This is a genomic window from Microcoleus sp. MON2_D5 (assembly GCF_036701905.1).
Classification (GTDB): Bacteria; Cyanobacteriota; Cyanobacteriia; order Cyanobacteriales; family Microcoleaceae; genus Microcoleus.
Genome location: NZ_JAUBRM010000055.1, coordinates 1 through 10824, shown reverse-complemented (window position 1 = coordinate 10824; position 10824 = coordinate 1). Strand labels below are relative to the sequence as shown.

At 47.8% G+C, this 10824-nt stretch carries 8 protein-coding genes; 2 read left to right on the top strand and 6 right to left on the bottom strand.

Translation table 11 applies throughout. From position 1 onward, the window contains the following. Positions 1-128 precede the first annotated feature (128 nt). On the bottom strand, positions 129-1001 hold the full coding sequence (locus QUA47_RS20205) for an S-methyl-5'-thioadenosine phosphorylase (RefSeq protein ID WP_333432068.1): 873 nt from the start codon (positions 999-1001) through the stop codon (positions 129-131). Positions 1002-1210: 209 nt separating this feature from the next. Between QUA47_RS20205 and QUA47_RS20200 the strand changes: the two genes are divergently transcribed. After that, complete coding sequence (locus QUA47_RS20200; RefSeq protein WP_190662201.1) at positions 1211-1417, top strand: hypothetical protein; 207 nt, start codon at positions 1211-1213, stop codon at positions 1415-1417. Between the two features lie 140 nt (positions 1418-1557). On the opposite strand, the gene QUA47_RS20195 is transcribed toward QUA47_RS20200, so the two are convergent. The 3 genes from QUA47_RS20195 to QUA47_RS20185 form a co-directional block, all read right to left on the bottom strand. After that, positions 1558-2397 (bottom strand): Tab2/Atab2 family RNA-binding protein, encoded by an 840-nt coding sequence (locus QUA47_RS20195; RefSeq protein ID WP_333432067.1) that lies wholly within the window; start codon positions 2395-2397, stop codon positions 1558-1560. A 392-nt stretch (positions 2398-2789) separates the two neighbouring features. Continuing rightward, positions 2790-3995: an adenylate/guanylate cyclase domain-containing protein gene (locus QUA47_RS20190; protein WP_333432066.1), complete on the bottom strand. Its 1206-nt coding sequence runs from the start codon at positions 3993-3995 to the stop codon at positions 2790-2792. A gap of 21 nt (positions 3996-4016) precedes the next feature. Beyond that, on the bottom strand, positions 4017-4559 hold the full coding sequence (locus QUA47_RS20185) for a peroxidase-related enzyme (protein ID WP_333095122.1): 543 nt from the start codon (positions 4557-4559) through the stop codon (positions 4017-4019). Positions 4560-5158: 599 nt separating this feature from the next. Here QUA47_RS20185 and QUA47_RS20180 point away from each other — a divergent pair. Then, positions 5159-6463, top strand: a complete 1305-nt coding sequence (locus QUA47_RS20180; protein ID WP_333432065.1) for a valine--pyruvate transaminase — start codon at positions 5159-5161, stop codon at positions 6461-6463. A gap of 223 nt (positions 6464-6686) precedes the next feature. On the opposite strand, the gene QUA47_RS20175 is transcribed toward QUA47_RS20180, so the two are convergent. Together QUA47_RS20175 and sat are read right to left on the bottom strand one after the other, a co-directional pair. Then, a complete protein-coding gene (locus QUA47_RS20175; RefSeq protein ID WP_333432064.1) occupies positions 6687-8858 on the bottom strand; it encodes a caspase family protein in 2172 nt (723 codons plus the stop codon). 207 nt (positions 8859-9065) lie between these two features. Further along, a complete protein-coding gene (sat, locus tag QUA47_RS20170; RefSeq protein WP_333284321.1) occupies positions 9066-10247 on the bottom strand; it encodes a sulfate adenylyltransferase in 1182 nt (393 codons plus the stop codon). Positions 10248-10824: the final 577 nt, after the last annotated feature.

Sequence of the window (10824 nt, the reverse complement as noted above, 5' to 3'; positions counted from 1 at the left end):
GACTCTTGACTCAGGACGAATGCTAGATATACAAATATTTCTGCCTTCTCCCCATGATGTAGGGTGCGCGCTGCACACCTTACACCTGTGGAGTCACCTATAACCTCATGATTGCAACTTAATTTCAACTACAAATACTTCTGCAACAACAAACCCATTTTCTCCTTGGTTGCGGCAGGCACTTGATCCAGCCGAGTCAGAATTGCATATTTCAAAGCTGAATGCGACTCGGAAACGGGGGAATTTTCTGTTAGTCTACGGACTGTTTCTTGAATAACTTTTTGGGCATTTGCTGCATTGCGGTGCAAGTTTGCAACTACCATTTCTACAGTTACGCTGTCGTGATCCTCATGCCAGCAGTCGTAGTCTGTGACTAATGCTAAAGTTGCGTAGGCAATTTCTGCTTCTCTGGCTAATTTTGCTTCCGGCAAATTTGTCATTCCGATGACTGTCGCCCCCCAACTGCGGTAAAGGTGGGATTCTGCTTTTGTGGAAAATGCGGGGCCTTCCATGCAGACGTAGGTGCCGCCCCGGTGCAGGGTAACGTCGGGGAGGTTCAAGGATTCGATCGCACTTGCTAACACTTTAGCCAATTCGCCGCAAACCGGATCGCCGAATGTGATGTGGGCAACAATTCCTTCTCCAAAAAAGGTAGAAACTCGATTTTTTGTACGATCGATAAACTGATCGGGCACTACCATATCTAAAGGTTTCGCCTCAGCTTTCAGAGAACCAACCGCCGACGCTGAGATTAAATACTCAACTCCCAAACTCTTCATTGCATAAATATTTGCGCGATACGGCACTTCTGAGGGCAAAAAAGTGTGGTTGCGGCCGTGTCTAGCCAGAAATGCTACCGGCGTACCGTCCAATGTTCCCACAATTGCGGCATCGGATGGCGCTCCAAAAGGTGTATCAATTTTCACCTCTTCAATATCCTTGAGGGCCTCCATTTTATACAAACCGCTGCCGCCGATAATTCCGATTTTTGCTTGTGCCATTTTTACCCTCTGCTTGAGTTTTACAAGAGTGATTCTATCGGGCCATCGTTAAGTTGGGGTAAAGATAATTGAAGATTTCGTGATAGCAGTCACCCGACATACACTATTTTGTCACATAAAAAATGTGATCTTAATCACAAAATACCTTCACAAAATCTTTAAAAATAAAGGTACATAGTTCTGTTACTTGTTTTTAGCGTGTTAAGACCATGACTGTCAGCTCTGCTAACCTCCCCAAAATCTCGATCGAGGCGATCGTCGAGCGCATTTTTGCTTTTCGCCAAATTACCCCCCTTGACAGACGGCTGCTGAAGTCAGCAATGCTAGCGGAGAAAGGTCTTAACGAAAAAGACCACTCTCACATCAACCGAGTGTGTCAGGGCATCCGAAACGGATTGATTTTAGTTGTAGAATAACTTCGCAGCACTATCTCTTGCTGACTCAAGAAGCTGTTTTAAAATTTGTGCTTGAGTCTGTATCGGCGGGAAGTGAGTTCGGGCGGTGTTTTACTATTTTTCGGCGCGCGATCGACCTCACAAATAATATTATTTACATCTTATCGCTCAAAATTTAACAGCCAAAAGCCTGTATAAGTCATGCCACTATCATCGGGCTGGACTAACAAAAAATGTAATCCTTTACTTAATTGCTTCCGCTGTTGGTAAATTTGGGCCGCGGCTTTCACCTCGCTATCTTCAAAAGTAGCCACAACCCACCTATCTACTAACCCCGCTTCCAATATCAATCCGTCTGGTTCTCCAGCAATATAATTCAAAGCGAAAGGTTTGGCATCCTGAACCCATCTAGCCAACCGCATAGACTGGCGTCCGCCGTCAATCACCACTCCCGGTACGGGTACTGTTGAGGCCAAGCCCAAATTCAGCGGTAACAGAAATTCTGGCATTTCCAAAATTGGCAGGGGACGCCCTTGGAAAGCCTCTTCAATGTCGCCGGCGGGTAGGGAAGCAAAACGCCAGCCATCGCCCCAGAGGTTTTCGGGTAAAGGCACGGGGGGCGGCGAGTCGAGGGCGATCGCACTGTAAGTTTCACCTGTATAATTAGGCATACTCAAATATTCTTTGGCGCGTTGTTGCAACAGCAATTTCAGAGCCGCAGTGCGCCGAGTCGCTTCCACCTTGACGCCCAAAACTTTGCCCGCAGCTTCGATTAAGCCCAGAGACTGAGGCCTAAATACTTGAATCAATGCGGGCAAATTTTGGGTTTGAGCTTGCTGCTGCAACTGCGAAGCTAGCCAAGTGGAATTTGCGGCCCCCTGGCGGCAAACAGCGCTAAATTGAAAACTGCCTTCCGAGTCGCAAATTAAGAGTTCCCACAGTGGTTTGCCAGTTTCGTCTTGGAGAGGGCGGCGGTAAAAATCGACTTGCCAAATACTCATAAATAATTTAAAAATAAAATCTACAACTCGATAATTTTAATATAGCCTGGTGACAATCCGATACAATACCGAACTATGAAAAAAAACTTCGAGCGATATATTCTCAGTTCATACTTGAGTTTTATTTCAATATAGCAATCCTAAGTCATTTGTGAATTTCTTACTCCCTCCCCTTACCAAGGGGAGGGTTGGGGTGGGGTAAAAAATTTACGAGTGATTTAGGATTGCTATATCTAACACCAGTCAAAAAAACGCCAACTGTAGGCCCGCGATCCCAAACGTGATAGTAATCAGTCATTCCCTAATCACAATCTAAAATCCCAAATCTAAAATCTAAAATGGTATAAAGGCTCGCTTAGCCATTTTCCCTGGGCAATTAGCCATTCCCTAATTTATTTAAGATGGTGAACCAAATACATATCCAACTCGCCTTTATTTTTAGCATAAATTTTTCCTCGGTATTCGCATTCAAAAAAATCTTTAACTAATTCAAAGGTGTCGTGAGAGATATTGATATTTCCAGGTACGCCCGAAGATTCCATCCGAGATGCAATATTAACTGTATCTCCCCAGACATCATAGGAAAACTTTTTATGGCCAATTACCCCAGCAAGTATTGGGCCTGAATGAATGCCAATGCGGATATCCCAATAAGGGATATTTTGTTGAGCTTTCTGCCATTTTCGCAAATCCATGAACTGTCGAATTTCTAGGGCAGCAAGTACAGCGTCAAAGGCGTGTGTTGGGCGAGGCGTAGGAATTCCTGCAGCGCACATATAGCTGTCGCCAATAGTCTTCAGTTTTTCCATAGAGTATTTATCCATCACGCGATCGAAATAAGAAAAACAATAATCTAGTTCGTCAACCAACTCTCGCGGCCTCATTTTTTCAGATAACTGAGTAAAGCCTTTAAAGTCAGTAAATAAAACCGATACGTTATCATAATAAAGTGGTTCCACTTTGCCGTTATTTTTGAGCTCCTCGGCAATTTCAACCGGCAGCACGTTCAACAGTAGCCGATCAGATTTGTGCTTTTCGGCATCGAGCTCGGAATACAGGCTATTTATCTCTTTAAAACGTTCAGCATTGCGGATAGCTGAGGATAGCTGCAAAGCCAAAAGATAGCCAATCCGCAAGTCTTCTTGAGTGTAAGCCCGCGGCTTGGTTGTGGCAAAATTAATGGTTCCTAAAACCTTACCTTCGCTTTCCAAGGGAAGGATAATTTGCGAAGCGTAGGGGGATAAAATAGCAGTAGCACCCGCTTCTTGAATTAATTGAGGTTGACGTGTGGTGAAAGCTTTGTGAATAGGCCCGCCCTCTGGGAGGGCTCCAATATCTACAGGGATATGCCGGCCAAATAAGGTCATGCAAGCGTTAGTGCTGTGCAGGCAAACGCTACAGTGTTCAAAGTCTAGCAACCATTTGGCTTGCTTGCCTAGTACCCGCAAAATCTGGTTGAGATCCAGGGTGCGGTTAATAGCAGTGGCAACTTCGTTGACAGCGGAAATGCGGATGGAAAGCGCTTGAGCTTCTGCTAACAAACGGCGGGCTGTTAACAGAAGTTCTTCTCGATCTTGATCTTCTAGCCGATCGCCCATAATATGGGTATAAAATATAGATTACAAAGCATCTATTTCGAGGGCTATTGCATCAGTATATCGGTTGACAAAGCTAAACAAGTCTGCTGTCGCAATAATCTCAAAGATTTCTGAATCATCAAGTCCTAAATCCCGCAGATTTTGGTAATCAGTTTCTGTCATTTCCAGAGGTTTTGTAGCAGCCAGCAAGCCAAAGGTAATTACGGCTTTATCACGTTTTGGCAAAGGGCAGTTGGCAAAGTCAGAAACTAGGGTTCGCAGTAGTTCTTCGCTCATCCCCAAGGCTGACAATCCGTGCAGGTGAACTTGGAGAGCGTACTCGCTATTATTTGATTGGGAAATAGCGACGCCGACCATTTCTTTAAGCGTGCGGGGTAAGTCTCCTTGCAGAATGGTTCCCCGGAATTTTTTCCAATTTGCTTCTAATAGGTCAGGGTTGATTGCCATTGACTTGAACAGGTTGGGGACGATGCCAAAACCCAAGTCTGTCAAGATTTCTTCGTACACTGCTTTGGCTTTAGGATCGGTAAGTTGCTCGTATTCTATAAGTGGAAAGTGTGTCATTGTTGTGTTGAAGTTTACGGCGGTTAATTTTGGTTGGGATTTATGTATTTGTTATGTAACGCCACTCAAAGGGTGACCTTACGATCTATCTTGGCTTTAGTCGGATTGATGATAAAATGCACCGCTGTCAGCAAACCGCGAATCATGAAAATGAGCTAGCAACAAATCTGAGTCTTGAGGCTGGATTAAACCTGCAATTATAGCAGTAACCGGAGCCAATAAAATTCTGTTGCGATCGGGTTACAGTGCTAATATTAGATGTTTCCAATGGCTGCTGTCAAGTATGGGCAATTCATGGGGCGCGGCGGTGTGAAATCTTACCAAAACTCTTGAATTAGATAATGCTGTTCCGTTCGCTAATTTTTAGACAAAAAACACTGTTCGATCGATGTTCGATCGATCGATAGGGCTTCACAAATGCCCTGAATCTTATGCTCCGGCGCGCGCAGAGGGGAAAAACAAAATGCTGTGCGATCGAGTTTATTGAATTAATCAGACGCTCGATCGACAACCCATGCCCCAGCCAAGCTACGCTAACGCCTGCGACTGGAGTTATTATAGATAAACTGTAAACTTCTATCATTGTCGCTGCATTTGCTATGAACCCTGCCCTGACTCAATTTGGCGCTCAGATGTCCCACCTCACGGGAGTTCGGGCAATTATGAAAGATATTATTGAAACACTCAGAGCCGGCAGCGGGCAGGAGTTTATCAATTTGAGCGCCGGAAATCCGGTGATTTTGCCGGAAGTTGAGCAGTTGTGGCGCGACTGCACAGCGGAACTTTTGGCGGGCCCGGAATACGGCGAGGTGGTTTGTCGCTACGGTTCGAGTCAAGGCTATCAGCCGTTGATTGATGCGGTGCGGGAGGATTTCAACCAGCGTTACGGATTGAATTTGACCGATCGCAATATCCTAATTACTCCCGGTAGTCAATCGATTTACTTCTACGCAGCCAACGCTTTCGGCGGCTACACCGCACCCCCCCCATCCCCCCCTTACGAAGGGGGGACTAGGGGGGGTAGCCTTAAAAATATCGTCCTACCGCTGAGCCCAGACTACACGGGTTACGGCGGCGTTAGCTTGATTCCCGAAGCGGTAGTCGCCTGCAAACCTACCCTCGATATTGATGCAGCCGCCCACAGGTTCAAATACCGCCCGGATTTCAGCCAATTGTCGATCGACCAAACCACCGGTTGCGTCATTTTTTCCCGTCCCTGCAACCCCACCGGCAACGTTCTCACCGACGACGAAGTTAAGAAAATTGCCGATTTAGCGGCCGCTTTCGACGTGCCGGTGTTCGTTGATTCCGCCTACGGCCCTCCGTTCCCGTCCTTGAATTTTACCGAAATGACGCCGATTTTTGGTGGCAATATCGTGCACTGTATGAGTTTGTCGAAAGCCGGATTGCCGGGTGAAAGAATCGGAATTGCGATCGGCGATGAAAAAATCATTCAAATATTAGAATGTTTTCAGACCAATATGTGCATTCATTCGCCGAGATACGGACAGGCGATCGCAACTCGTGCCATTGCTTCCGGCGCTCTTGCCGACATCTCCATCAACGTAATTCGCCCCTACTATCAAAGCAAATTTGCGATCGTAGAAAGCACTCTAGAACAAGCAATGCCGAAGGATTTGCCGTGGTTTTTGCACCGGGGCGAAGGAGCAATTTTCGCGTGGTTGTGGCTGAAAGATTTGCCAATGACTGATTGGGAACTGTATCAAGAGTTGAAAAAAGTTGGCGTAATTGTCGTGCCGGGAAGTTCTTTCTTCCCAGGTTTGCGGGAAGATTGGCAGCACAAACATGAGTGTTTACGCATCAGTTTGACAGCAACAAATGATGAGATTGAAACTGCAATGAAACGCTTGGCTCAAATGGTGGAAAAGCTTTATCAGTCTTGATTTCTTATACCAAATCCGCAGAAATCCACCTCCTTTCTCATTCGGCGGTGGAAACCGTTCTACAAGTCAAACTTTCGTCCGCCTCCGCAGACAAGCGAGATCGAGGGGGTATTTAAGCTGGATTTGGTATGATTTCTCAGTCTCGCGTAGGTGGAGTTCGTTTGTGTAGTTTGAGGTCAAAAGCGATTTCAATCGCCGACTATGAGCGAGGAGTTTTTAACAATTAAACCACCCGATAAACAAAACTCAGAGTTGCCCAAACATTCACATCCAAAGCCAAATCATCCGTCGATATCCCCACTTTCTGCACCCCCGGAATGCTAGCGGCGTGCAAATCTTCGAGTACCGCCCGCACCACATTTAAAGGATTCAACAACGCTCGAATTGGCAGGGCATCCCTCGTTTGCTGCATTTCGGCTTCTATTGCAGCCAGAGTTTGAGCGAAGGGTTTCTCACTAAATATAATCAGAGTTTCCGCAAGTCCGATCGCCCCAGATACCGCCAACCCAACAGCCCCAGCCGCCGGCACGGTCAAATTCTCCCCAGGAGCGATCGCCCGCGACATCCCCCCCACAGAGTCTTTGCCCTCAGCGCCGAGTACGGACAGCCTTCCCGCGCAGTCCGAGCAAAACACCGCAAAGTAAACCGGGCGATCGCTGTCGTTATACAACCTGTAGCTAATTCGGCTGCCCTCTGGTAAACTTAGTGTATGAGCGCTTGCGGATTTCTCACTTTCCCCGCTCAGCGGTTCCAGCCGATAATCACCGCCGGCCCGCACCGGCTCTCGCTGCGCCACGGCCCGCGCTTGGGGTGCGAGAGTTACCAGCTCGGTCCGCACCTTCAGGCGCGAAGATCCCTCATTGATAGTCAGCCGCAGCAACTTCCCCGCCTGCAGCGCTTTCAACTGCGGAGTCAAGCGCTGCACCGCCACCTTAACTGCTTCTCCCCCGTCGCCCTCAGTATCGGGAATCAGCATTTGAGCCAAAGAAAACAAACCGTAACGCCTTTGAGACAAAACAGGCTCGTGAGGCGAGACTGTTTCGGCTAAAGTTGTTTCCGGGACTCTGCCGAACCGACAGTCAGCCAGTTGCTCGCTGCCTACCGCCGAAACTTGCGGCACAGTCGCAAAGGCGCTGGTAGCGTCCACCCGCTCGATGCGTTCCAAACCCGAGTCCAAAGCTACTGTCAAACCGATGTTTCGCGGCAATACCCGAATTTCTTCCCTCACGAGTTCGCCGACTGTTAATTGGCCGTCTGTTCGATCGAACCCGTCTACAACTTGGGCTTTAGCAGAGAGGCCCGTGCGTCCCCGCAGCAAAAGCCTCGCGCCCTCGGAGGAATCCACAGCAAACACAGAACCCCCGCAGCACTCCAAAACCCCGGGCGACAACCCGCCCAGCCACAACTGCACAGTTTTGCCCCCCTCTTCCACCGCCGTCACAGCGCCGTCAGATGCAGGGGAATTCAAAATTAAATTTGAAAAATTCACCGCCGGCGCGGTTGTTAAATCGTGATTGAGAATTTGCGGTTGCTGCGATAACCCCGCAATTTGCTCGACATTACCCGCAGCGCGGCCGAAACTGACGCTGAAACTGCTAGCGGGAGTTGCCCACCACAAAGTTTGGGTGAGGGCGTAGGTAAACAAACCTGCGGTAAATCCGTTCCACTCTTGTTCGGCGGCGAGTGCGGAATTCGTGCCCGCGGCAAGTACGGCGGCGTCCGGACGGAGATTTGGGCGGGAGCGGAGGTCTTGGGCAAACGTTAATTCTGCGAGGCGAGGCTCGCCGATGGTGGGGCGGGGGCGGGAGCGAATGCGAAAGTTGCCGTTTTTGGGGAAACCCGGATAGGTGTAGCTGGTGTCGAGGATGGCGATCGCATTTTCTGTCGCGAGCGATCGCATCAACAGCAGCAGCGTTTCCTCTAAAATATCGTTCACCGCCCGGTTTGCTAACAACGGCAAAACATCATCCGCCGGCACCAAACTGTTTTGCATTTTTCCGGGAGACTCGCCCAAACTGACTCGGCTACCGCAGCCGCTAAAGTGAAAAACTACCACGTCACCGGGTTTTGCTTGTTGAGTCAAGTGAGTGACAAAAGCCGTCTCGATATTCTCCCTCGTAGCTTTAGCGTCAGTCAAAGTCAAAATGTCAGACGGCACAAACCCAAACCGATATATCAGCAGTTCCCGCTGCAATTCCACATCCGTGACGCAGCCGTGCAGGGGCGAATCTGGATATTTGTCAACGCCAACCAACAAAGCCAATTTCCTGGCTGTCGGCTGCGCTAAGGCTTGGAGGTAGCGATCGCCCAACGGCAGCCACAGGGCCTCGCTGATTCCGATGGCGGCCAGCACCCGGCCAGCTTGCTGCAAAAATTCCCGCCGCTTGAGTCCCATTTTTAAATAGCTTTGAATTTTAAGTTTTGAATTTTAAGTTAAATTCCCCTCAATAATTTTAGGGGAATTAATTAGATTGTGAGTGTTTAGTATTAAGGGAGTTTTTAAGTTTTAACTTTTGAGCTTTAAGTTGAAAATTTCCCATTTAAAACTCAAAACTCAAAATTCAAAACTATGCAGAATGTCGCCCCCACCAATCTTCAAGATTTAAATCTCGTAATTGAAAATATTCATTGCCTTGGCTAATTCTGCGGCAACTTCCGGCCGGGAAAACTGCGGCGGCGGCAATTTACCAGCGCGCAGCATTTCCCGAACTTTGGTTCCAGACAAATGCACCCGTTGTTCGGGAGTGCTGGGACTTGTTTTAGTTGTAGCCATTTGTTCCGTCAGCGTGCAATAGAAAGCGTGCTCGAATTTCATCGGCACAATTCCCAATTCTCCCGGCTCAAATTCGTCAAAAATATATTGGGCATCGTAAGTGCCGTAATAATCGCCAACTCCAGCATGATCGCGCCCCACGATAAAGTGAGTGCAGCCGTAGTTTTTGCGGATTAAAGCATGAAAAATTGCTTCTCGCGGCCCGGCGTAGCGCATCGCCGCTGGATTAATTGCCAAAATTACGCGATCGTGTGGATAGTATTTTTCTAGCAGAATTTCGTAGCAGCGCATCCGCACATCAGCCGGGATGTCGTCTTCTTTTGTCGTCCCGACTAGCGGGTGCAGAAACAAGCCGTCTACTGTTTCTAAGGCGCATTTTTGGATGTATTCGTGTGCGCGGTGGATGGGGTTTCGGGTTTGGAAACCGACTATCGTTTTCCATCCTTTTTCTGTGAACAGCATTCTCGATTTCGCCGGGTCAATTTGGTATTGGGGAAACCGGGGGTCTAGTCCGCGTTCCAGCAGCCAAACATCGCCTGCGAGGTTAACTGGTCCGGATTTGTCTACTACTTGGACGCCCGGGTGTTTGAGGTCGTCGGTGCGGTAGACGTTGAGGGCTTCTTCTTCTTTGCTGTAGTGGTATTTTTCTGCAAGTTCCAAGAGCCCGACAAATTCGCCCGCCGGCGAGTCGAGGCGCACTAAAGTGCCTTCTTTGAGGGAGTCGGCGACTGCTTGGGAGACCGAGAGGGTGATGGGAACCGACCACGGCAGGCCGTTGGAGAGGCGCATTTGTTTAACGACCGATCGATAATCAGCTTCGTTCATGAACCCTTTGAGGGGACTCAGGGCGCCGATGGCGATCATTTGCAGGTCGGAGATCGATCGATCCGAAAGCTGGACTCGTGGCAAGACTTCTGCTTTATCGAAAAATTCTTGTCTTTGGTCTAGTGTGGCAATGCGGTGGACCAGGGTGCCGCCGTGAGGGGCAATGCGGTCTGAATGCTGGCTCATGTCGATTTGAAGTTGTGGGTTTTAGCTGCCAGAGTACATAGTATCAAAGTATTGTTACAATTAATTAATTAATTTTCCTCAGTAACTCGGCACACATGGTTTTTAATGTTGGTATTAACCATAATTTATTTCGCCACTCATGACACTTTATAATTTATTAGTGAAATGTATCGATTTCTGGCAAAAGCATTCAGGCTTGATCAATCTCAAAACTCATACTATTTATTCTAAAATCATCGACTCTGACTCTTTAGCGATCGATTTAGGCGCCCAGAAGGTCGGTCAATTTAGCGAATCGATAACTCGCGAATTCAATTGTACCTGTTACTACGCCATAGAAGCAGTTCCTTGTGTGTATTTTTAGCTCCCAGAAAATGCCTTAGTTAAAAAGTTTAATTATGCTATAGCCTTTCTCAAAAAGATGAGGTACAATAACAGCCGTGTGTAAACCAGTTAAAAATATTTGACGATGTAACTTGCCCCAACGCAAACTCTATGGCTTTTCCTAATTCTTGATAATTAGTAGTCTTGATAGAACGGAGAATGATTTTCAGTTTTGACCACAGATTTTCAATTG

Excerpts from the sequence above, each read along its gene's own strand:
- QUA47_RS20190 (WP_333432066.1), bottom strand. The coding sequence starts at position 3,995 with ATGGGCGATCGGCTAGAAGATCAAGATCGAGAAGAACTTCTGTTAACA.
- QUA47_RS20195 (WP_333432067.1), bottom strand. The coding sequence starts at position 2,397 with ATGAGTATTTGGCAAGTCGATTTTTACCGCCGCCCTCTCCAAGACGAA.
- QUA47_RS20175 (WP_333432064.1), bottom strand. The coding sequence starts at position 8,858 with ATGGGACTCAAGCGGCGGGAATTTTTGCAGCAAGCTGGCCGGGTGCTG.
- sat (WP_333284321.1), bottom strand. The coding sequence starts at position 10,247 with ATGAGCCAGCATTCAGACCGCATTGCCCCTCACGGCGGCACCCTGGTC.
- QUA47_RS20180 (WP_333432065.1), top strand. The coding sequence starts at position 5,159 with ATGAACCCTGCCCTGACTCAATTTGGCGCTCAGATGTCCCACCTCACG.
- QUA47_RS20185 (WP_333095122.1), bottom strand. The coding sequence starts at position 4,559 with ATGACACACTTTCCACTTATAGAATACGAGCAACTTACCGATCCTAAA.
- QUA47_RS20205 (WP_333432068.1), bottom strand. The coding sequence starts at position 1,001 with ATGGCACAAGCAAAAATCGGAATTATCGGCGGCAGCGGTTTGTATAAA.
- QUA47_RS20200 (WP_190662201.1), top strand. The coding sequence starts at position 1,211 with ATGACTGTCAGCTCTGCTAACCTCCCCAAAATCTCGATCGAGGCGATC.